This is a genomic window from Pedobacter faecalis (genome assembly GCF_030182585.1).
Lineage (GTDB): Bacteria > Bacteroidota > Bacteroidia > Sphingobacteriales > Sphingobacteriaceae > Pedobacter > Pedobacter faecalis.
In genome coordinates this window covers 2051632-2074077 of record NZ_JARXOW010000001.1, presented here as the reverse complement: position 1 = coordinate 2074077, position 22446 = coordinate 2051632, and the positions used below count along the sequence as shown (strand labels likewise).

Here is a 22446-nt window from a genome sequence, read left to right as displayed (position 1 = left end):
TTATGACTATATTAGCGCGGAGTTTATGTATTAGTGTGAATTATACAATAAGTAACCTTTAAAATTAACAAGATACCCCTATTAAAAATTAGCTTATGAAAGAAAAACTTACATCATTATGTTTAGGCTTGCTATTACTGACAGGATTCGGTGTGCAGGCACAGGAAAGCAGCGAACAGGATATGCGTACGCCGGTTGACAGCGCTGCACGGAGCAAATATTACATCAGCGCACACATCGCCACTCAGGGTGTTGGTCTGGAATTGAAATACGCACCTACGCCAGCTTTTGCCGTACGTGGTGGCGCGAGTATTTTGCCTGTTAAGGGAGATTTTGTTTATAGTGTTGGTACACAGCCTACGAATGTTGACTTTGATGTTGATTTCGGCAATGCCCACGTCATGTTTGACTGGCATCCTTTCCTTGCTGAAACAAGCCTTTCACGCAAAATCGTGGTTACGGCAGGTGCCGGGTATTTCTGGAAAGCTGAAGGTGATGCGGTAGTGAGCTATAAAGGTACCTACAAGTATGGTGATATCCTGATCCCGAGCGATGATCTTGGTCAGCTGACAGGAACTGTAAAATGGAACAATGTTGCCCCTTACCTGGGATTCGGTTTTGACCATGTTTTCCCAAGAAACAAGTTTAACGTGGGTTTTGCCATAGGTACCTATTACCTGGGTAAGCCTGACGTAACACTTACAGGAAGCAAGATGCTTGCTTATAACAGCGAGAACGAAGCGCAGTTCCGTGAGAACATGTCGCACTACAGATTTATGCCGGTGCTTCAGATCAATTTTAATTTTGCCCTTTAATACATTTACAATATGAAAAACTTGACGAAAATTTTTACCTTTCTGCTTGCCGCAGTTTGCCTCTTTAACAGTTGCAAGAACCCGGCAAGCGAGATGAACATTATATTTGATGCCGATGTGATCAAATATAAAGCTACGCTTATCCTGAAAAGCTCAACGGGTGAGGAATTACCGAGCAATATCAACGTAACAGTTGAAGGACAGGATGCAGCAAGTATCTATGATTTCTCTGGTACTAAGAAAATTTATGCGCCTGCTGGTATTGTTACTATCGGGGTAACTCCTAAAGATGTACCTACAGCAAACAAGGATTTGGCTTTCGATGTGTTAATTACTGCACCTGGATACGAGCCTAAGCGTATACCGATGACTATTTTGTTCAACCAGTTCCAGCAGATCGTTAACGTTACTATGCTGAAAACAGTTGCACCAAGTCCGGCTTCGACTGTAGTGATTGCTGACGCGCCGCTTACTAATGGTACACCAGCTGCTCCACTTACCTTCACTACGCCTACCTCGGCTACAGTTGAAGAAACTACTACAGTAACCATCCCTGCCGGTACTCAGTTTAAGGCAGCTAACGGCACAACGTTGACAGGATCTACGCTTACTGCACAGATCATCAATATCAACCCTGACGAGCCTGCTGCATTAACATTGTTCCCTGGTGGGAAATTAAGTGCTGACGATGTAGTATTGCCTGGAGGTAATACAGGAGATGCTTTCTTCCTTCCTGCTGGTTTCACCGACATCAGGATGTTTATAGGTGGTGTGGAGATCAAGCAATTCAGTACGCCGATCACTGTCTCTATCCAGGTAGATCCTGAATTTATGCCTCAGAGTACCGGCACTCCGGTAAAAGCTGGTGATCAGCTTTCTATTTTCAGTTATCAGACAGAAACAGGACGTTTTACTTACGAAGGAGTAGGCACTGTAGCGATGGTTAACGGTAAACCTACTGTAAATTTCCAGACAAACCACTTAACCGTATTTTTCATTGGTGACTATATTGAGAGACCAGCTACCTGCGGTATTCCTCAAGCAACTTTTGTAGCACCATGGATGAACATGGGTACTGAGCCGATGACTGTAGAGATCTGGAATGATACGCAAACCGACCGTCTTGCTGTTGAGACCATCATTATCAGCAATGGCAAGGTCGAGCCGTTAGACGGACTTCCAGCTGGAATACCTTTGAAATACCGCGTGATCAATTCAACAGGGCAAGTACTGGCTCAGGGTGGAATTGCAGATGCTTGTTCTATGGGTGATTTCGAGATCGTACTGGGCGCACCGACAGGTCCTCCGGTTGAGAACATCTCATTATTGTTGAACGTAAACTGTCCTGGAAAAGGTCAGATCATTGTGCCTAACTTTGACCTGTTCTACAGGCCAGCTGAATCCAATGGTGCATTTGAGTTATTAGGTACTGCAGAAGCGGGTACGCTTAAAACTACTTTGTTAAAAGTTGGCTCAAGCTATGATTTCCGTGCTACCTGGAAAAACCAGGTTAAGGTGATAGACAACCGTACAATCACTGATCTTGATCAGTCGACTACAGTTGGAGAGAACGACTTCCTTGGAACTAAGAGTCCTCAATACAACAAAATGCTATTGATCGAAGCTTGTAAAGACTTCTAAGCTTTCGCAGAGATAATAAATAGAAAAGGTGCTTCCCGCGGGAAGCACCTTTTTTTATGTCCACTCCGAGAGCGGATGATTAGACAACTAAAGCTTATTACAAACCTTGCTGCTCCAGCGCTGCGAGTCTGGCAAGCATTTCCAGACATGCCCCCTGGAACAAGATCTCCCAGCTGGTCTGCGTAGTGCCGCCTCTGAAGTCATCATTAATCATATTGGTACCGCGGTTGCGGGCATTTGATCGCCATGCATTTTCCATCGTCTTCTCATAGGCAGAAACGTATGTCCGGTTTTTATCGATTTTGTACAGCTCGATAAAGCCCCTGAACATGATGGCCTGAAACCACACATGGTCGGGCGCAAGAATGCGGAACGACTGACCGATCGTATAAGAGTTGAACGGAATGAACCAACGCTTATAGGCCGATTTTGCAATATTCTGCGCATCCGTGAGGTATTGCTGTTCGTTCGTAATGTTGTACAGTAATGCAGCTGCCTGCATGGGCTGACCAGAATTGTAACTGAACTTGCTTTTGTCTACCAATAGCGTTGAATTCGGGTTGTTTTTGTCCGATAGCTTCACGTTATCCCAGTAGAGATAGTCTGAAGGATCTTGCAGATGTTGCTTTACCCAGGAATACAAGGACTTTGCGCTGTTCAGGTATGCCGGTTTCTTGGTTGCTTCGTATAGTTTGGCCGCCAATACAGCCGCTGGTGCTGTGGAGCAGGTGTTCTTGCTGTCGCCATATTCTTTCCAGTACACCCCGCCGCCCATGGCATTGTCGGTACCCTCAAGCACGAAAGTCCACACCATCTCTGCCCGATCCAGGTACTTCTGGTTTTTTGTCAGCATATACAGATCCGCCATGTCGATACCTATCCAGATGTTGTCATCGTAAAAGCGCTCATCGCCATCGCCAGGCCATACCGCATAAGCCTCGGCCTTGCCATTCTTTCTGTTGCGCAGCTTATCAATGCTGGTCAGCAAGCGGTTATCATACAAATTCTGAATTTTGGTTTTATATTCAGTCTTTCCTTCAGCGGCTTCCTTAAATGCTGCATAGCCAGAAAACGCAGCGCCATGCCCCCAAGCCATCGCAGCATTCTGCCAAAAGTCACCGGCTTTATAAGGGTAGTTATTCGTCCACATGTCCATAGACTTACCCTCCAGGAAGTGAGCCACCAATGAAGTCATTAATGTATCCGTGCGCTTTAAAAACCGGTTTGCCAGATCCTCAGGCTCCGGCTCCACCACTGTGCCGGGCTTAAACGGCGTTGCGTCTACGGTGGCGGGCACCGATCTTACACCGGCGCGGTTGATGGTTACCGCCCTGATTGTATATTTTGCATGTACAGGGAGCTTTATTTTGAGTGTAGCCTGTGCGCCCGATGCGGCGTCGACCAGTACCGGGTTAGGCGAAGCTGCCGTCGGTGTAGCGGTCGGACTATAACTGATCTCTACTTTCATCAGGTGTTCATCTTCCGGATTTGTCCAGCTCAAGGCCAGCTCATTTTCTTCGGTGGTCGCCTGTGCTTTCAATTGCGCTACAGGGCTGATCGTAGTCCCGATGTTATCTTCAGGAAGCGGGGCAACCCCGCCTTTTTTACAGGATAGGATGGTAGCCGAGAGTACAAGGGCTACCCATAGTATATATATATGTTTCATGTTTCGAGGTTATTGGTTTGGACATCCTTTACTTACAAATGCGCTGGCAGGTGCCTTAACCTGCGTGTAGCTGCCGTTTGCTTTGGCATTGGCTATAATCAGGTTGGTTTCATACTTGCCGCTGTTGCTGTCGAGGATGAATCCTGTTTCCAGTCCCGACGAAAACTTCCATCGAGCAAGCAAGCCGGCTGGTGTCGTAACACCTACGTCGCACATGTTGGCCCTTATCTCGGCACCGCTGCGTGCCACCGTCCACACCCGCGCTTCAGCTACCGTGCCGCGCATCGCTCTGAAATCCTGACCAAATGCCCGGCCTATCTGGAATCTTTTGCCGTCTCCGCTGCTGGTCAGGTCTAGCGCCGTATGCGTTTCGGTCTGGTTCACCACTACCAATTCGTCTTCCACCCCATTAATGTAAAGCTTGTATTTATTCTTTACATCGGCCTGGTCGCAATCCACCACCAAAGCAATGTGCATCCACTCATTCAGATTGAAACTCCTTTTACTTTCCAGCATGATCTTGTCGCCCAGCCCCGCAATCTGTATAGGATGGGTGGGCAGGTGACTGTCGTGCTTACCGCGGATGATCAGGTTGCCCTCCAGCCCCATGAAAGTTTGCAGTCCCCGATAGCTATCGATTTTACAGGTCATCTCGAACGTAGCTTTTTTGAGGGATTTCACCGACTGGTCCACCACCGCGATATCGGAGAAATTGGCATAAGCAAAGTAGTCTGTACCCAGGTTCATTGCATTTTCGGATGCCGACACCGTTACGTTCACTACGGTCTTCTGTCCCTTCTTATCTTCAATGTTCAGGGCAGTGGTACCGGCGCTTTTAGCCATAATGGAAAGCTTAGTGCCATTCAGCGCCACGCGGGCGATGGCCGGGTTGGCCACAGAAATTTTATAGCCCCCGTTTCCGTTGGTGATGTTGACCTCCGTTTTTGCCTGGATCTGCTCGAAGGTTACACTGGCTTTGTCGACCGTTACCTGGTTTGGCGCAGTGATCGTGAAGGTCAGCGTCTTTTCCTTACCTTTGGCATCGCTCAGCTTAAGTTTTGCCGTTCCGGCGGCCAGGGCTTTCACCACAAGCTTACCGTGTGATTCGAGCTTCGACTTATCTATCTGGATAAGTTGCTCCGCGTTTTCAATAAAAGTAGTCTCATAGCCATAATTCCCGCTGTTCACGCTCAGCGTAATCTGGTCCTTACCTGCCACGCCCACTTCAAGCGCGGCCTCCGATTTGTCGAGCGTCAGCTCAAACAACTTCGCTACTTCCACGTCGATACTCTTGCGCTTAAACATTTTGTCTGTTACCACAATAACAGCATTGGCGCGGTCGGCCGTAGTCGTCGCAGTAACGGTAATGGTGTTTCCCGATACGGTCGCCTTAGCGACATCAGGGCTTGATGATACGGCGGTGTATTCGCCATTTCCGGACTCGATTTTTACTTCTGCGCTTTGATTGGGAAGAAGGGCCAGCTTCGCTTTGTCGAGATTTAGGTCTACAACCGGAAGCTCCTCCTGTTTTTTTGAACAGCCTGCCGCTCCGGCAAGCATGAGCAATAGGAAAAATAGATGATTTTTTCTAAGCATAGTTTTTGGTTTGATATATTGGTTAATTGAATAGCGCAGGATAGTGCGTGCTTAGCAGACGCAGAAATAGCATGAGAAGAACAATATCGGGTATGGTTCATCAGGTAGTTAGGAGGCTAAATTTGGTTATAGCAACCTGTTTGGGACAGGCTGCGTGATAAATATACAAAAAAAGAGTAAAAAAAAATCGCCCCACTGGGGGCGATTACATATGCTTAGATCTTAAATGTCCCGATCAGGCATGTTCCAGCTGCGCACCACTGTCAATAAGCAGTTGCGCTATATCTGCATGCCCTCTTAAAGCGACACCCATCAAAATTGTTTGTCCGGCGCCGTCAACCACATTAACGTCTGCTCCGGAATCAATAAGCAGTTTTGCTGCCGCATACTTGTTATGATAACAGGCATTGATCAGCGGGGTAAGGCCCCGTTCATCACGCGCATTTACGTTTGTTGCCATGCGTATCAACTCGCTAAGCAAGTCCAGGTTGCCCTGTCTTGCCGCGTGGATAATCACTTGAGATGTGTTTGTCATACGCCCATTTTCATTTGCGTATTCATATTCCGGGCTTTCTCCATCCATTCAGGCGCCTTTTCTTTGATATTGTCTGCGATGGATCTGCCATTCTCATCTTTCTTGGTTACATATTTAATAGCGCCATATACCGCGGCGCCAATTAAGGCTGTTTTTAATAGTCCCATAGTTTTAAGGTTTTGATTACCGTATAAACCTTAAAGCCGCAGATTTTGTTTTGGATTTTCAAATTTATTTACCGTAAGGACAGCTACTTAGCAATTGGTACTGCAATTGCATACTATAAGATAACTAAACGGGTAAAACGACGTTCTAAGCGCTTGCATCGGCCATATGCTGCCTTCTGCCTGGCATGGTCGGGGCATTTTTATGAACAAGATGGGGAAAACGCTATCCAAATAACCTCAGGGATGAGTAATGTAAAGAGAATTCTGGTCATCGGGATCAACAGTTTACCAGAGCCTACAGGAATAGGGAAATACACCGGGGAGATGCTCTCCTGGCTGGCCGAAAAGGGTTATGAGGTCACGATGGTTACCGCCTATCCATACTACCCCCAATGGAAACTGCAGCAGCCCACTTCAGGGCTCAGCTACCGGAAGGAGAGGCCGTCCAAAGGCATCACCCTGTATCGCTGCCCCATGTACATCCCCTCCAGGCCAACTGCCTTTAAGCGTGCGCTGCACGAACTGACCTTCTTTCTTTCTGCATTTCTGATGATTTGTCGGCTGCTGTTCAAGAAGCGCTACGATATGACCTTTGTGATAGCGCCGCCTTTTCATCTTGGCTACCTGGGCTTGTTTTACCGGATGGTGAGAGGTACGCCGGTAACCTACCACATCCAGGACCTTCAGATTGAGTCGGCCCAGCGCCTGGGTATGATACGCTCCAGGCGGTTGCTGTCCTGGCTGCTAAAAGCTGAGCGGCATATGCTCAACGCTATGGACCATATCAGCACGGTGGCCGAAGGAATGAGGAAGAAGGTGGAACAGAAGACAAGCAAAACCGTGTCGCTGTTTCCAAACTGGGTAGATACGATAAGTTACTATCCGGTTGTAAATGCCGACAACCTGAAGCGCAGATGGGGGTTCTCTTCTGCCGATGAACTCGTCGTGTATTCGGGGAGCATCGGTGAAAAGCAGGGGCTCGACGGCCTGTTAAGGGTGGCCCAGCGGCTGCGCGACCAGCCACATATCAAGTTCATCATCTGCGGCACCGGCCCGTTCAAGGAGCGGCTGGTCAGGATGGCCGCCGAACTGGACCTGAACAACGTATCTTTTCTGCCGGTACAATCAAACCGGGTGTTCAATAACTTTCTCAATATCGGGACGGTCCATCTCGTATTGCACAAGGAAGACCAGGCTGATATGGTGATGCCATCTAAGCTCAATACCATTTTGTCGGTAGGCGGACTTGCCATCGTAACCACACATCCCGGTACTTCGCTGTATAAGGTGATCAAAGAAAATAAGATGGGCCTGGTGGTTCCGCCACAAGACGATGAAGCACTGGCTAAAGCAATACTAAGATGCTGTAGCTCAGATTTCAGCAAGATCAGAAGGAATGCACGCGACTATGCGGAGCAAAATCTGAGCAGGGAGGTTATCCTTCAAAAGATTAACGCACTCCTGTAAGGCAGGGCCGCGCGAAAATAAATAATTATTTTTTTTGCAATTGAAATAAACATGTTATATTTGTTATAACAATAGGGATGATTATAAGGGGAGGAGATTAATTTCAACTCCCTTTATTATTTCAGATCACTCAGGTCAATCGCAACTCCACGTAATTTTCGTAAACTTTTCTGTGATGTACACTGTTCTTTTTGCAGTCTACCTATCAGAATATGAAAACATTAAATCAATTTGCCCTGGTTACGGGCGCTACAAGCGGCATCGGTTATGAATTGGCAAAGTTGTTTGCTGCCGATGGCTACAACCTCGTCATCGTATCACGCGATCAGCAGGAGCTCGACCGCAAAGCCGAAGAGTTCCGTGCGCAGGGGGTGCAGGTGCACGCCATTGCGGCAGATTTGTTTAACCGCGACGAATCCTTTGCCGTACACGAAAAGGTTAAATCCATGGGGATACACATAGATGTACTGGTAAACGATGCCGGTCAGGGTGTGTATGGGCTGTTTCAGGACAACGAGTTAGCGCGGGAGCTTGATATCATAGAGCTCAACGTTTCCTCCCTGGTTATACTCACCAAACTGTTCCTCAAAGACATGCTGCAAAAGGATGCCGGCAAGATCCTGAACGTCGCTTCTATAGCCAGTAAGGTTCCAGGACCATGGCAGGCCGTTTACCATGGTACCAAGGCTTTCGTGCTCTCTTTCTCGGAAGGCATCAGGGAGGAGCTGAAAGAGACAGGCATCACGGTTACCGCACTACTTCCAGGCGTTACAGATACCGACTTTTTCAATAAGGCCGATATGCAAAGCAGCACGATAGTTCAGGATAAAGACGCCATGTCTGATCCGGCAGATGTGGCGAAGGACGGCTATGAAGCACTAATGAGTGGGAAAGACAAGGTAACATCGGGCCTGAAGAATAAAATACAGGTGGCCATGAGCAATGTACTGTCCGATAGTGCGGCTGCACACAATATGCACCAGCAGCAAAAGCCGGTAGACCCGGAGAAAAGCTGACAAAGTGCTGTAAAGTACGCACCAAGGCGGAAAACTACGTTAATCACGCGGGCTGGTAAACAAAAACTTTTGTGCTGCGTTAATACAACTCACAACTGATTTCTATGAAAGCGCAACAACTTAAAAGTAACACGACCGAGGTTCTTGATAAGGCCGGAGTTCCCCTGCTTACCGTACATAAAGGCACGGGGCAAGTAAACGTCCCGGTTAAAAAGTTAATCAAACGTAAACGTCCGGATTATCTTCTCAGACTTTTGTAAGGTTTATGAGCAGCAAGACTAAAAGAGCGTACCCCGGACAACCCTATCCGCTTGGTGCCACCTGGGATGGGAAAGGCGTAAACTTTGCGCTGTTTGCCGGCAATGCCAAGGGCGTAGAACTCTGTCTTTTTGATACGCCCGGCGATGAGGCTGCACAATGCATCCCCCTTACTGAACAAAGCAGGCAGGTATGGCATGTGTACGTTCCCGGCCTGGGGCCCGGACAGTGTTACGGCTACCGTGTCGACGGCCCCTATGAGCCCGAAAACGGTCACCGTTACAACCGCAATAAACTGCTGATAGATCCTTACGCCAAGGCCATTTCGGGTCGCATAGACTGGCACGATTCGCTGTTCGGTTACGAGCCGGGCAAAGATGACCTGAGCTTCAATGCATCCGACAGTGCCAGGTTTATCCCGAAATCGGTGGTGGTCGACCAAAATTACGACTGGGAAGGCGTTGCCGGGCCAAGGATTCCGTATCATCAGACCATCATTTACGAGGCACACGTTAAAGGGCTTACCCAGTTACACCCCGACATTCCGGAGGAGATCCGGGGTTCTTACTCAGCCATAGGGCACCCGGTCATGATCAAATATCTGCAGTCGATAGGCATCACCGCCATCGAACTGATGCCGGTACACCAGTTTATCAACGACAGGCACCTCATAGAACAGGGCCTGAGCAATTACTGGGGGTACAATACCATAGGTTTCTTTGCGCCCGACACAAGGTATTCTTCATCGGGTACGCTGGGCGGACAGGTAAAGGAGTTTAAAGATATGGTGAAGTCGCTGCATAAGGCGGGCATAGAGGTTATTCTAGACGTGGTGTACAACCATACCGCCGAGGGCAACCATATGGGGCCTACACTTTCTTTCAAGGGTATCGACAATTCGGAGTATTACCGGCTGGCCGACGATAAGCGCTACTATATGGATTATACAGGCACGGGAAACACCCTGAATGCGCATTTTCCGAGCGTGCTGCGTTTAATGATGGACAGTCTGCGTTACTGGGTATCTGAAATGCATGTAGACGGCTTCCGGTTCGACCTCGCTTCTACGCTTGCGCGGGGCTTAAATGAAGTGAATATGCTCGGATCATTCTTCAGTGTTATTCACCAGGATCCCGTCATCTCGCAGGTGAAACTGATTGCCGAACCCTGGGATATAGGTGAGGGGGGGTATCAGGTGGGCAACTTCCCGCAGGGATGGGCCGAATGGAACGGCAAATACCGCGATTGCATACGCGACTACTGGCGCGGCGAGGAGAGTATGCTTGGCGAGTTTGCCTCGCGCTTTACCGGTAGTCCCGATTTGTATCAGGACAACGACCGCAGTCCGACAGCAAGTGTTAATTTTATTACGGCGCACGATGGCTTTACGCTGCACGACCTGGTTAGCTACAACGAAAAACACAACGAAGCCAATGGCGAAGAAAATAGGGACGGTGAAGACCATAACCGCTCCTGCAATTATGGGGTAGAGGGAGAGACCGACGATGAACGGATCAACGATCTGCGAATTCAGCAGAAGCGAAATTTCCTGGCCACCTTGTTCCTCTCGCAGGGCGTGCCCATGCTGGTGGCGGGCGACGAGTTTGGTCGCACGCAAGGCGGCAACAACAACGCCTACTGCCAGGATAACGAGATTTCCTGGCTCGACTGGAAGGGGGCAGATCAGGACCTTCTGCAATACACCCGAACCTTGATCCAGATGCGCAAATCGCACCCTGTTTTTTGTCGCCGTAAATGGTTCCAGGGGCAAGCCATCAAAGGCTCCGGTGTGGAAGACATCGCCTGGTTCCTTCCCGAGGGCGATGAAATGCAGGAGCATAACTGGAAAGAAGACTTCGCCAAGTCGCTCGCCGTGTTTCTGAACGGCAAGGGCATCAGGAGCGTGGATACAGAAGGAAAGCGGATTACCGACGACAGTTTTTACGTCATTTTTAACGCACACCACGAAGGCCTGCAGTACAAACTGCCTGTATCGCATTATGGCGCCGAATGGCAAATTGTACTGGATACCAGTGAGCCAGGCAAGAGCGACCGGCATTACAAGGCCTCCGATATGGTAGAGGTTGGGGGCAGGACCGTCATGGTATTGAAAGCAAAAGGTAAATGAAACAGATAGATGTATTACGAAGAGGCCTGGGTGTTCATTTTAATGCTGAAGGACTGGCCGAGGTATGCCTGTGGGCACCTAAATTAAAAGAGATTTCGCTCGTAACCGGCGATAAAACACTGCCGCTCACGCCGCAGTCGTATGGCTATTGGCATCTGAGTACCGACGCGCTCAGGCCGGGAGATACTTATTGGTTCCTGGCCGACGGGCAGCATCGTCTGGCCGATCCGGCCTCGGTTTGTCAGCCCGAAGGCGTGCACGGTCCATCGCTGGCTGTGAACCTGGAGGATAGGCAGGAGGGGGGCGAATGGAAGAACCCTCCGCTTGCGGAGTATATCATCTATGAACTGCATACGGGTACTTTCAGCCCGCGCGGCGATTTTGAAGGTATTGCCGAACGCCTGGACCATTTGAAGGAACTGGGCATTACGGCTATCGAGCTTATGCCGGTCGCCGCTTTTCCGGGCAACAGGAACTGGGGCTACGATGGGGTGTTTCCTTTTGCGGCGCATTCCGCCTATGGCGGTGCCGAAGGACTCCGGGAGCTGGTCGCCCGCTGCCATGAAAAAGGCATAGCTGTGGTACTCGACGTGGTGTACAACCATTTGGGACCGGAAGGCAATTACCTCGATCAGTTTGGCCCCTTCTTTACTGACAAATACCATACGCCCTGGGGCAATGCGATCAACTTCGACGATTCGGGCTGCGATGGTGTGCGGCATTATTTCATTGAGAACGTGCTCATGTGGTTCCGCGACTTCCACATCGACGCCCTCCGGCTGGATGCCGTGCACGCCACTAAAGATTTTGGCGCTGTGCACATCCTGCAGGAGATACGCAGGTATACCGACGAGCTGATGGCGCAGACCGGCCGAAAGCATTATCTTATTGTGGAGTCCGACCTGAACGACCCGCGTTACATCAGTCCGCTCAGTGAAAACGGCCTGGGCATGGACGCCCAGTGGGTCGACGAGTTTCACCATACCCTGCGGGTTGCCGCCGGCGAACCTAAGCAGGGCTACTACTGTGATTTCAACGGTGCGGAGCACCTGGCCAAATCGTACCGCGATGCCTACGTATACACCGGCATGTTTTCTGAGGAACGCTGCAAAACCTTTGGAAGGGAAGCAACTGGCCGTGATGGCAGCCAGTTTATCGTGTTCTCTCAAAACCACGATCAGGTGGGCAACCGCATGCTGGGCGAGCGTTCGTCGGAGCTTTACAGCTTCGAGATGCAAAAGCTGCTCGCTGCCGCGGTGATGTGTTCACCTTTCCTGCCTATGCTCTTTATGGGCGAGGAGTGGGGCGAAAAGAATCCTTTTCTGTATTTCGTAAGCCACACCGATCCGGACCTTGTGGAGCTCGTCCGTAAAGGCCGTAAGGAAGAGTTTGCCGCCATGCACAACGGAGGCGAGGCGCCCGATCCGCAGGCGGAGGAGACCTTTGAGCGTTCGCGCCTCAATTGGGACGCCCTCAGGGAGCAGGGGCAGGCCGAAATGTTCCGTTTTTATAAGGAGCTGATCGCCCTGCGCAAAAGTCACCCTCTGCTGCGCAATACCGACCGCCTGGCCGTTGATGCCGAAGTGCTCCCGGGCGGTTCCTGCCTGCGCCTTACCCGCAAGGCACAGGGGAGCAACGATGTGCTGATCTGCCTGATGAACTTTTCGGGTGAGGTACAGCATGTAACGCTGCCAGACACCGGGGCTCAACTGCATAAACTTATCGACTCAGCCGATCCGCAATGGCTTGGCCCTGCGGCAGCACTGGAACAAACTGAGGATGCTGCTGCGGTCGACCTCCAACCACAATCTTTTATCGCTTATTCTACCATCCATGTATAATCCCGTCTCCACCTACCGCATACAGTTCAATCAGGAGTTCAGCCTCAGTCATTTCGAGGAGATCATTCCTTATCTCGACCGGCTGGGTGTAAAAACCATATACGCCTCGCCCATCTTTAAGGCCGTACCGGGCAGCATGCATGGTTATGATGGCATCAATCCGGAAGAGATCAATCCGGAGATCGGCACGCTTGAAGAGCTGGTCCGCATCTCGGGTAAACTGAAAGCCCGGGAAATGGGTTGGATCCAGGACATCGTGCCCAATCACATGGGCTTTCATCAGGATAATACCTGGCTTATGGATGTACTCAGAAACGGCGAGTCATCAACTTACCGGCATTATTTTGATATTATCTCGGGCGACTTGTCGAAAGAGCCGCTTATGGTGCCTTTCCTGGGCGGTACCCTGGAGGAGGTCATCGAAAGAAATGAACTCTCCGTAGAAGAACGCGGGGATGAGTGGTTCTTTAAGTATTTCGACAGCTACTGGCCGTTGCGCCCGGATACGGATACCTCCGCGCCATTGGAAGATATTGCTGCGGAGCAGCACTACCGGCTCTGCAGCTATAAGGAAAGCAACGAGCAGATGAACTACCGGCGCTTTTTTACGGTCAACAGCCTCATATGCCTTAATATACAGCGTGAAGAAGTGTTCGAAGCCTATCACAGGTTTACAAAGGAGCTGGTCGACCAGGGCATTTTCCAGGGTGTGCGTATCGACCATGTTGATGGTCTCTACGACCCTGAACAGTACCTGCTGCGTTTAAGAGCGCTGCTCGGACCTGATACCTATATTGTGGTCGAGAAGATCCTTGAGCCCGGTGAACTCCTGCCTGTCTCCTGGCCTATCCAGGGCACTACGGGCTACGACTACCTGGGTACATTAAATCAGCTCTTTACCAACCGCAAGGCAGAGAAGAAATTCAATCGTTTTTATCGGGGACTGGAGCGGCACGACAGTTCCATACAATCGCAGATCCATACCAAGAAACGCGAGTTTCTGCAGGCCTATATGCAGGGCGAGCTGAATAACCTTACGCGGTTGGTTTCGGCTCATCTGGAGCAGGGGGAGCAAGATCCGGCATTGCCCGCGTACAGGGAAATCCTATCAGAAATCCTCGTCAGGTGCCCGGTGTACAGGTATTACAGCAATCAGTATCCCCTTACGGAGGAGGAGACTGAGGTGTTTGGCGACCTGTTCAAAGAACTCGATCATGGAGATAATCACGAGCAAATCAAAACGCTTAAAGAGATCCTGTTCCGTAAAGACATTGCGCTGTATCAGCGCCTCATGCAGTTTACCGGTCCGCTAATGGCCAAGGGCGTGGAAGACACGCTGATGTATACCTACAACCGCTTTATCGGCAACAATGAGGTGGGCGATTCGCCTGAACAGTTCGGCATCACCACGGAAGAGTTTCATGACACCATTGCCCAGCGTTACTCCGACTGGCCCCTGGCCATGAATGCCACGGCCACGCACGATACCAAGCGGGGCGAGGATGCCCGGGCGCGGCTCAATGTGCTCACCGATCTGGGTTCGGAATGGCTCGATGAGGTACGCAACTGGCGCGAGCTGAATGCGGAGCTGAAGCAGAACGGCGCACCGGATGCCAACGACGAGTATTTCATTTACCAGACCCTGGTGGCCACCTGCCCCGTATCCGGGCCTGAGGCGGAAGACTATCAGCGGCGTCTGCTCGAATATATAGAAAAGGCACTTAGGGAATCCAAACGGAATTCGGAATGGGATGAGCCCGATAGGGTGTATGAAGAAGGTACGCGCGACTTTATCCTGGCCCTGCTCGATACCAAAGGTGTGTTCTGGCCGGTCTTTGCCGCATTTCTCCATAAAGTAGCTGAGTTCGGACAGGCCGATTCGCTGGCGGCGCTGATCATTAAGATGTGCAGTCCCGGGATCCCCGACACCTATCAGGGTACAGAATTCTGGGACCTCAGTATGGTAGACCCGGACAACCGCAGGGCGGTCGACTATACCCTGCGCTCCGCTTACCTGCAGGAATTTGAGACGGGCGATGTGGCCTTGACCTCGCTTTGGAGCGAGGCGCATACCGGTAAGGTTAAGCTCCTGTTGCTGCATAAACTCCTGCAGCTCCGGCTCAAATACCCGGCGCTGTTTAGCGAGGGCGACTACCTGCCGGTGGAAGTGAAGGGTAAGTATGCCTCTTCGGTGGTGTCCTTTGCAAGGCGGTACGACCAGGAGTGGGTCATCTGCATCGTTCCGGTTAGCCTCGTGTCTATCACAGCCACAGGGGCTGTGGAGTTGTTTGAGGTCGACTGGGCCGACACGCGCCTGGTATTACCAAAAGCTTTTCCCGGCGAGTATCAGCAGTTGCTGCAGTCGGCCAAGGGCAAGGCCTCACGTGAGCTGCCGCTGAGTGAGATCTTTGCCGATATGCCTTTTTCCCTGATTTATGCCAAAACCCCACCCTCTGAGCGTGGCGCGGGAATCCTGATGCACATCTCTTCGCTGCCTTCAGCGTTTGGAATAGGCGATTTTGGCCCGGCTGCTGCCGACTTCCTGCAGTTTCTGGCCAGAGCGGGACAAAAATACTGGCAGGTGCTGCCCATGAACCCGCTTACCGAAGACCAGGCCTATTCGCCTTATAGCGCCACCTCTGTGATGGCCGGGAATACGCTGCTCATTAGTCCCGAACTGCTGCACCAGGAAGGGCTGCTCGACGACGAGGATATCCGTAAGAACTGGTCGCGCGCTAAAAAGAAGATCAGTTACCAGCCGGTAGAACAGCTTAAAAAGAAACTGCTTGCTAAGGCCTATCGTAAATACAAAGAGAAACTGGACGGTGCAGAAGACCAGGCCTTCGAGGAATTTTGTCAGCAGGAATCACCCTGGCTGTCCGACTACGCCCTGTACGAGGGCATTAAGTCGGCCCACCAGGGCAGGGCATGGTTCGACTGGCCTGCGCCTTTGCGCAACCGCGACGAAAAAGCGCTCGCCGCTTTCGAAGGTGAACACCAGGACATGCTCCGCGAGATCAGGTGGCAACAGTATGTGTTCTTTAAGCAGTGGCACGAGCTGCGTCAGACTGCCCGGGTACTTGGCATACAGCTTATTGGCGACCTGCCTTTTTATACCGCTTATGATTCGGCCGATGTATGGGCGAACAGGGCATACTTTTCGGTGAGTCCGCAAGGCAAGCTAAAGGGTGTGGCCGGGGTGCCGCCCGACTACTTCAACGCCGACGGACAGCTCTGGGGTATGCCGGTATACAACTGGAAGGCGATGGCTAAGGACAAATACCGCTGGTGGGTCGACCGTATCGCCAAGAACCTGGAATTATACGACATCATCCGGCTCGATCACTTCCGGGCATTTGCGGCCTACTGGGAAGTGCCGGCACAAGCTTCGACGGCCAAAGAGGGTAGCTGGGTGCAGGGACCGGGGCAAGCACTGTTCGACGCCTTCGTAAAGCGCTTCGGGCAATTGCCTTTTATCGCGGAAGACCTGGGTGAGATCACGGAAGACGTTTACCAGCTGCGCGATCAGTATGCGCTTCCTGGTATGAAGGTATTGCAGTTCGGTTTTGGCGAAGACATGCCGGAGTCGATACATACCCCGCACAACTATCCCGACAGCAACTGTATCGTATATACTGGAACGCACGACAACAACACCATGCAGGGCTGGTACGAGCAGGAGGCCGATGGAGCTACCGGCAAGCGGCTGGAGCAGTATGCAGGGCATAAGGTAACGGGCTATAATGTGGTGGAAACGATGATGCGGCTGGCTTATGCCTCAGTAGCTAAAATAGCTATTGTGCCCGTGCAGGACGTTCTGGCCAAACGGGCAAAAGCGAGGATGAACACTCCTGCCACCATTAAGGGCAATTGGGCCTGGCGCTTAAAGCATAAGGAACTTGATGCGAAACTCGAAAACCGTTTGTTCCGCCTGGCGAGACTGTACAGGCGGTAACGGCGCTAGGAAGCCATGGTCTTTGTGGTCCGACCCACAGCAAGTTTCTTCACTTCGGCCATAATTGCCGCTGTGTCGTACTTGCATATGGCCCACAGTTCAGGCTGCTCGCCATGTTCAATGAAGTCATCAGGTATGCCCAGGCGTATAACATGGTTGGTGTATTGATGGTCGGCCATAAACTCCAGTACCGCACTTCCCATTCCACCCTGCAGGCAGCCATCTTCTACTGTAATAATGTGCTTGTAACGGGCGCACACACCGTGCAGCAGTTCCTCATCTATAGGCTTGGCAAAACGCATGTCGTAGTGTGCCGGGTGTATGCCCTCACTGTTCAGTTCGCGGCAGGCTTCCACAGCAAAATTACCCACATGGCCAATGGTGAGTATGGCTACATCTTCGCCATCGCTGATCTTCCGGCCTTTTCCAACTTCAATGGCTTTGAAAGGCCGCTTCCAGTCGGTAAGCACACCACTGCCCCTCGGGTATCGGATCACAAACGTACCCATATCTTCCTGCTGGGCAGTATACATCAGGTTACGCAGTTCCTCCTCATTCATCGGCGAAGATACCACGATCTTAGGAATGCAGCGCATAAAAGCAATGTCATATGCACCATGGTGCGTAGCGCCATCGGCACCGGCAAGCCCGGCACGGTCAAGGCAAAACACCACGTTGAGGTTTTGTAGGGCCACATCATGGATCACCTGATCGTAGGCGCGTTGCATAAAGCTTGAGTAAATATTACAGAAGGGTACGAGGCCCTGTGTAGCCAGCCCGGCCGAAAAGGTTACCGCATGCTGCTCGGCAATACCCACGTCGAAAGCCCGCTTGGGCATCGCCTTCATCATGATGTTCATGGAAGAGCCTGAAGGCATAGCCGGGGTAATACCCACAATTTTGCTGTTCGCTTCTGCCAGTTCCACAAGCGTATGTCCAAACACGTCCTGGTATTTAGGCGGCTGCGGTTTCTCCGACACCGGCTTCTTGATTTCCCCGGTGATTTTATCAAACAAACCAGGTGCATGCCACTTGGTCTGGTCTTTCTCTGCCAGGGCAAAGCCCTTACCCTTTACGGTTACACAATGCAGCAGTTTAGGTCCGGGTATATCTTTAAGGTCTTTGATGATCTGCGTAAGTCGCACCACATCGTGGCCATCTACCGGGCCGAAATATCTGAAATTCAAGGCTTCAAACAGGTTGCTCTGCTTTAGCAAAGTGCCTTTGATGCTCTTTTCAATCTTTTTAACAAACTTATGGGCATTCGGACCGAGCTCTGATAATTTGATCAGGACGTTCGAGATATCGTCCCTGAAACGGTTGTACGACTTGGATGTCGTAATATTGGTCAGGTATTCCTTCAGTGCGCCCACATTGGGATCTATCGACATACAGTTGTCGTTCAGGATCACCAGCAGGTTAGAGTTTTCAATGCCCGCATGGTTTAAGCCCTCAAAGGCAAGGCCTGCAGTCATGGCCCCGTCGCCTATCACCGCTACATGCTGACGGTCGGTCTCGCCCTTCAACTGCGAGGCCACGGCCATACCCAGTGCGGCAGAAATGGAGGTAGAAGAGTGGCCGACACCAAAAGTGTCGTATTCACTCTCGCTGATCTTCGGAAATCCGCTGATGCCGTTCAGGATCCTATTCGTATGGAAAACAGATTTGCGACCGGTGAGTATCTTATGGCCATAGGCCTGATGCCCAACGTCCCAAACCAGTTTATCGTAGGGGGTGTTCAGCGAATAGTGCAGGGCAACAGTCAGTTCCACCACGCCCAGGCTGGCACCAAAATGACCGCCGTTTACACTTACTACGTCGATGATATACTGGCGGAGTTCCCTGCAGATTTGCTCCAGGTCTTGTTCCTTGTACTGCTTAAGATCAGCAGGGTAGTTGATGGCAGGCAGTAATAAAGGACCGTTGTTGTCTTCCATGCAGTAATTATAGAATAGAAACTACAAAGTAAGGTATTTTGTTGTCAAACTAAGAAGGAAAATCTTAATTTTACAAAATAATACTTCTATAAATGACAAGAGATAACGTAATTTTTGATCTGATTGACAGGGAATTGGACCGTCAGGAAAACGGCCTTGAACTGATCGCGTCAGAGAACTTTGTAAGCAGGCAGGTAATGGAAGCTGCGGGCTCCTGCCTGACCAATAAATACGCCGAAGGCCTTCCGGGCAAGCGGTACTATGGCGGATGCCAGGTGGTAGATGAGGTGGAGAGCATTGCCATTGAGCGTGCAAAGAAACTATTTAACGCCGAGTGGGTAAACGTACAGCCGCACTCAGGCGCACAGGCCAACGCAGCGGTGATGCTTGCTGTGGTTCAGCCTGGTGATAAGATCCTGGGTTTCGACCTTTCGCACGGCGGACACCTTACCCATGGTTCTCCGGTCAACTTTTCGGGAAAGCTCTATCAGCCCTTGTTTTATGGAGTAAAAAAAGAAACCGGCCTTATTGATTACGAAAAGCTTAAAGAAGTGGCTTTGGCAGAACGTCCGAAACTGATCATATGCGGTGCTTCTGCGTATTCGCGTGACTGGGATTATGCCTTTATCCGCAGTGTGGCCGACGAGATCGGTGCGCTGGTACTGGCAGATATTTCCCACCCGGCCGGGATGATCGCCCGCGGACTGCTTAGCAATCCGCTGCCGCATTGCCATATTGTTACCACCACCACGCACAAAACCCTGAGAGGTCCACGTGGCGGTATGATCATGATGGGCAAAGACTTTGAAAATCCATTCGGATTGAAGACACCTAAAGGGGAGACCCGAATGATGTCTTCTGTACTTGATATGGCGGTATTCCCCGGAACACAGGGCGGTCCGCTTGAGCACATCATTGCGGCCAAAGCTATCGCTTTCGGTGAGGCATTGAGCGACGAGTATCTTGCTTATATCAAGCAGGTGAAGGCAAATGCACAGGCCATGGCCAAAGCTTTTGTCGCAAAAGGCTACGGTATTATCTCTGGGGGTACCGATAACCACCTGATGCTGATTGACCTTCGCAATAAGAACATCACCGGAAAGCTTGCAGAGCACGCTCTGGAGATGGCCGATATTACGGTAAACAAAAACATGGTTCCTTTTGACGACCGCTCACCGTTTGTAACTTCCGGTATCCGGGTTGGAACGGCGGCGATCAGCAGCAGGGGCTTAAAGGAATCTGAGATGGAAACCATCGTGGATCTGATCGATCAGGTGATCAGTAATCCGGAAGATGAGTCAAATCTGTCTGCAGTACGGGCCCGTGTACGCGAGCTTTCTGCCAGTTTCCCACTTTATAAGTAGCCTATGCCCGAAAGTACCGGTCCTTCAGCCAGTGAAATTGAGCGACTGAAAGCCCTGCGTAATCTCAACATCATCGATACGCCCGGGGAACAGGAGTTTGATAACATCAGTAAAGTCGCCGCCCTGATCTGTCAGGCTCCGATGGCTGTTATTTCGCTGGTAGACGAGGAACGTGTTTTTTATAAATCTATTCAGGGCACAACCGAAATAGAGGTCCCCCGGGAGGTATCCTTCAGCGGGCATACCATTAAAAGCAATGACATCCTGGAAGTCCCGGATGCTACAAAAGATCCGCGTTTTAAGGATCACCCGGGCGTATCGGGTGATCCTCATGTGCGGTTTTACGCCGGAGCGCCTTTAACAGACGACAATGGCCATATGCTGGGCGTACTTGGTGTATTTGATACCAGGCCCAGGGAACTTACGCCCGAACAGCGGGAGGGGCTTAAAACCCTCGCCAATGAAATCATCACCCACATTACGCTGAGGCAGAGAAGTACCGAACTGATGCGCCTTTCGTTCGTGGCCAGCAAAATCAATAACGGCGTTGTCATCAGCGATGCCAACAGTAAGGTAGCGTGGGTAAACGCGGCTTTCACGAATATTACCGGTTATACCATTGAAGATCTGAGAGGCAAGCGCCTGGGCGATCTGCTCTCTGGCCCTGATACCGACTACGCTGCCATGGAGCGGGCAAGGGCGATGACCCGGGAAAACAAGTCGTTCACAGTAGATCTCCTGGCCTACAGGAAAGACAATGTGCCGATATGGCTCTCCATACATAACACCCTGGTGCTCGACCCGCAGGGCAAACTGGAGAGCGAGGTAGAGATCCTCATTGATATTACCGAAAAGAAGCGTGTAGAAAAGGATATTATTGAATCGAGAGAGCAGGCTGTAAAACTTAGCGAGGCCAAGGAGATGTTTCTATCAGTGATGAGCCACGAAATACGTACACCCCTCAATGCGGTGATCGGCATGACCAATCTTCTCATAGACAACGACCCGAAACCCTCGCAGATCGAAGACCTTAATGTGCTCAAGTTTTCGGCCGAGAATCTTCTTAACATCATTAATGATATCCTCGACCTGACTAAGATTGAGACGGGCAATATGCAGCTCGAATCGATACCATTCAGTATCCGCACGCTGATCAGCGATATTTCCAATTCGCTCCGGGTAAGTGCCATGGAAAAGGGCAACAAGCTGGAAGTAAACATAGACGACCAGATTCCCCAGCGTATTCTTGGCGATAAGACCCGGCTGTACCAGATCCTGATGAACCTGCTGGGTAATGCGGTTAAGTTTACCAGTCGCGGTACCATACACATCAGCGCCCGGCTGGTTGCTGAACGGGCGGATTCCGTAGATGTTTTGTTTGAAGTGCGCGATAATGGTATTGGTATCCCGGCCGACAAGCTGGAGTATATCTTTGAGTCATTTACCCAGGCGGGCTCAGATGTGTCCAGAAAGTACGGAGGAACCGGACTGGGTCTGGCTATTACGCGCCGACTGCTTCAACTGCATGGCTCAGATATAGAGGTGCAGAGCAGGGAACACGAGGGCACGGCCTTTTCCTTTAGCATCAGCTATAAAAAGGTTGACCATGACGACCAGAGTGCCCCTGCTGCCGAGCAGGCAGGCTCCTATGCCGGATGCAAGATACTGGTGGTGGACGACAATGACGTCAATATACTTATTGCCAACCGTATCCTGAACAAATGGGGGCCGGAGGTCGACTCTGCATCTAACGGTAAAGAGGCTATTGAAAAGATCATTGCTAAAGCATATGATCTGATCTTTATGGATATCAATATGCCCGGACTGGACGGTTTCGATACAACCTCTATTATCCGTGACATGGAGGGCGAACAATTCAAAACAGTTCCCATCATTGCGCTTACCGCCTCAACCCTGGAACACGAGTATGGCCGTTTCAAAGCCTCAGGAATGAACGGACATCTGCTGAAGCCATTCCGCCCCGCGGATATGAAAGCTATTTTAGATAGCTATCTAAGAAAATAAGCCCAAAGAGCAAAGCCATTCGGTAACTCGATCGA

General features: G+C 50.7%; 15 protein-coding genes. 10 read left to right on the top strand and 5 right to left on the bottom strand.

Annotated features, from left to right (window positions below):
- The first annotated feature begins 95 nt into the window (after window positions 1-95).
- Complete coding sequence (locus tag QEP07_RS09360) at window positions 96-815, top strand: hypothetical protein (protein ID WP_285009734.1); 720 nt, start codon at window positions 96-98, stop codon at window positions 813-815.
- Window positions 816-827: 12 nt separating this feature from the next.
- Entirely contained in the window at window positions 828-2456 is a 1629-nt protein-coding gene (locus QEP07_RS09355; RefSeq protein WP_285009732.1) for a hypothetical protein, read from the top strand.
- Window positions 2457-2553: 97 nt separating this feature from the next.
- On the opposite strand, the gene QEP07_RS09350 is transcribed toward QEP07_RS09355, so the two are convergent.
- The 4 genes from QEP07_RS09350 to QEP07_RS09335 all read right to left on the bottom strand — a co-directional run bounded on the left by QEP07_RS09350 (window position 2554) and on the right by QEP07_RS09335 (window position 6420).
- Window positions 2554-4122 carry a glycoside hydrolase family 76 protein gene (locus QEP07_RS09350; protein ID WP_285009730.1) on the bottom strand — a complete coding sequence of 523 codons (1569 nt, stop codon included), beginning with the start codon at window positions 4120-4122 and terminating at the stop codon, window positions 2554-2556.
- A 9-nt stretch (window positions 4123-4131) separates the two neighbouring features.
- Complete coding sequence (locus QEP07_RS09345) at window positions 4132-5718, bottom strand: LamG-like jellyroll fold domain-containing protein (protein WP_285009728.1); 1587 nt, start codon at window positions 5716-5718, stop codon at window positions 4132-4134.
- A gap of 235 nt (window positions 5719-5953) precedes the next feature.
- Complete coding sequence (locus QEP07_RS09340) at window positions 5954-6253, bottom strand: ankyrin repeat domain-containing protein (RefSeq protein WP_256003381.1); 300 nt, start codon at window positions 6251-6253, stop codon at window positions 5954-5956.
- Window positions 6250-6420, bottom strand: a complete 171-nt coding sequence (locus tag QEP07_RS09335) for a YtxH domain-containing protein (RefSeq protein WP_285009726.1) — start codon at window positions 6418-6420, stop codon at window positions 6250-6252. The genes QEP07_RS09340 and QEP07_RS09335 overlap by 4 nt, the downstream gene beginning before the upstream one ends.
- A 243-nt stretch (window positions 6421-6663) precedes the next feature.
- Between QEP07_RS09335 and QEP07_RS09330 the strand changes: the two genes are divergently transcribed.
- From QEP07_RS09330 to treY, 6 genes are all read left to right on the top strand, one after another.
- Window positions 6664-7887, top strand: coding sequence for a WcaI family glycosyltransferase (locus tag QEP07_RS09330; protein ID WP_285009724.1), 1224 nt, complete (start codon window positions 6664-6666; stop codon window positions 7885-7887).
- A 212-nt stretch (window positions 7888-8099) separates the two neighbouring features.
- The gene (locus QEP07_RS09325) at window positions 8100-8903 is read left to right on the top strand and encodes an SDR family NAD(P)-dependent oxidoreductase (RefSeq protein WP_285009723.1); all 804 of its coding nucleotides are present in this window, start codon (window positions 8100-8102) and stop codon (window positions 8901-8903) included.
- A 104-nt stretch (window positions 8904-9007) separates the two neighbouring features.
- Complete coding sequence (locus tag QEP07_RS09320; protein ID WP_285009721.1) at window positions 9008-9163, top strand: hypothetical protein; 156 nt, start codon at window positions 9008-9010, stop codon at window positions 9161-9163.
- Between the two features lie 5 nt (window positions 9164-9168).
- The gene (gene glgX / locus QEP07_RS09315; protein ID WP_285009718.1) at window positions 9169-11289 is read left to right on the top strand and encodes a glycogen debranching protein GlgX; all 2121 of its coding nucleotides are present in this window, start codon (window positions 9169-9171) and stop codon (window positions 11287-11289) included.
- The gene (treZ, locus tag QEP07_RS09310) at window positions 11286-13130 is read left to right on the top strand and encodes a malto-oligosyltrehalose trehalohydrolase (RefSeq protein WP_285009716.1); all 1845 of its coding nucleotides are present in this window, start codon (window positions 11286-11288) and stop codon (window positions 13128-13130) included. The genes glgX and treZ overlap by 4 nt, the downstream gene beginning before the upstream one ends.
- On the top strand, window positions 13036-17085 hold the full coding sequence (gene treY, locus QEP07_RS09305; protein WP_285009714.1) for a malto-oligosyltrehalose synthase: 4050 nt from the start codon (window positions 13036-13038) through the stop codon (window positions 17083-17085). The genes treZ and treY overlap by 95 nt, the downstream gene beginning before the upstream one ends.
- Before the next feature lie 5 nt (window positions 17086-17090).
- Here the strand turns inward: treY and dxs are convergent, their stop codons facing one another.
- Window positions 17091-19022 carry a 1-deoxy-D-xylulose-5-phosphate synthase gene (gene dxs / locus QEP07_RS09300; RefSeq protein ID WP_285009712.1) on the bottom strand — a complete coding sequence of 644 codons (1932 nt, stop codon included), beginning with the start codon at window positions 19020-19022 and terminating at the stop codon, window positions 17091-17093.
- Between the two features lie 92 nt (window positions 19023-19114).
- Between dxs and glyA the strand changes: the two genes are divergently transcribed.
- Together glyA and QEP07_RS09290 are read left to right on the top strand one after the other, a co-directional pair.
- Window positions 19115-20386 (top strand): serine hydroxymethyltransferase, encoded by a 1272-nt coding sequence (gene glyA, locus QEP07_RS09295; RefSeq protein ID WP_256003393.1) that lies wholly within the window; start codon window positions 19115-19117, stop codon window positions 20384-20386.
- Window positions 20387-20389: 3 nt separating this feature from the next.
- Window positions 20390-22411, top strand: coding sequence for an ATP-binding protein (locus QEP07_RS09290; RefSeq protein WP_285009710.1), 2022 nt, complete (start codon window positions 20390-20392; stop codon window positions 22409-22411).
- The last annotated feature ends 35 nt before the right edge of the window (window positions 22412-22446 follow it).

Bases quoted from the DNA above. Each gene is read 5' to 3' on its own strand.
- QEP07_RS09320 (WP_285009721.1), top strand. From the start codon at position 9,008: ATGAAAGCGCAACAACTTAAAAGTAACACGACCGAGGTTCTTGATAAG.
- glyA (WP_256003393.1), top strand. From the start codon at position 19,115: ATGACAAGAGATAACGTAATTTTTGATCTGATTGACAGGGAATTGGAC.
- QEP07_RS09360 (WP_285009734.1), top strand. From the start codon at position 96: ATGAAAGAAAAACTTACATCATTATGTTTAGGCTTGCTATTACTGACA.
- QEP07_RS09290 (WP_285009710.1), top strand. From the start codon at position 20,390: ATGCCCGAAAGTACCGGTCCTTCAGCCAGTGAAATTGAGCGACTGAAA.
- QEP07_RS09340 (WP_256003381.1), bottom strand. From the start codon at position 6,253: ATGACAAACACATCTCAAGTGATTATCCACGCGGCAAGACAGGGCAAC.
- treZ (WP_285009716.1), top strand. From the start codon at position 11,286: ATGAAACAGATAGATGTATTACGAAGAGGCCTGGGTGTTCATTTTAAT.
- QEP07_RS09330 (WP_285009724.1), top strand. From the start codon at position 6,664: ATGAGTAATGTAAAGAGAATTCTGGTCATCGGGATCAACAGTTTACCA.
- QEP07_RS09335 (WP_285009726.1), bottom strand. From the start codon at position 6,420: ATGGGACTATTAAAAACAGCCTTAATTGGCGCCGCGGTATATGGCGCT.
- QEP07_RS09355 (WP_285009732.1), top strand. From the start codon at position 828: ATGAAAAACTTGACGAAAATTTTTACCTTTCTGCTTGCCGCAGTTTGC.
- QEP07_RS09350 (WP_285009730.1), bottom strand. From the start codon at position 4,122: ATGAAACATATATATATACTATGGGTAGCCCTTGTACTCTCGGCTACC.
- dxs (WP_285009712.1), bottom strand. From the start codon at position 19,022: ATGGAAGACAACAACGGTCCTTTATTACTGCCTGCCATCAACTACCCT.
- QEP07_RS09345 (WP_285009728.1), bottom strand. From the start codon at position 5,718: ATGCTTAGAAAAAATCATCTATTTTTCCTATTGCTCATGCTTGCCGGA.
- glgX (WP_285009718.1), top strand. From the start codon at position 9,169: ATGAGCAGCAAGACTAAAAGAGCGTACCCCGGACAACCCTATCCGCTT.
- QEP07_RS09325 (WP_285009723.1), top strand. From the start codon at position 8,100: ATGAAAACATTAAATCAATTTGCCCTGGTTACGGGCGCTACAAGCGGC.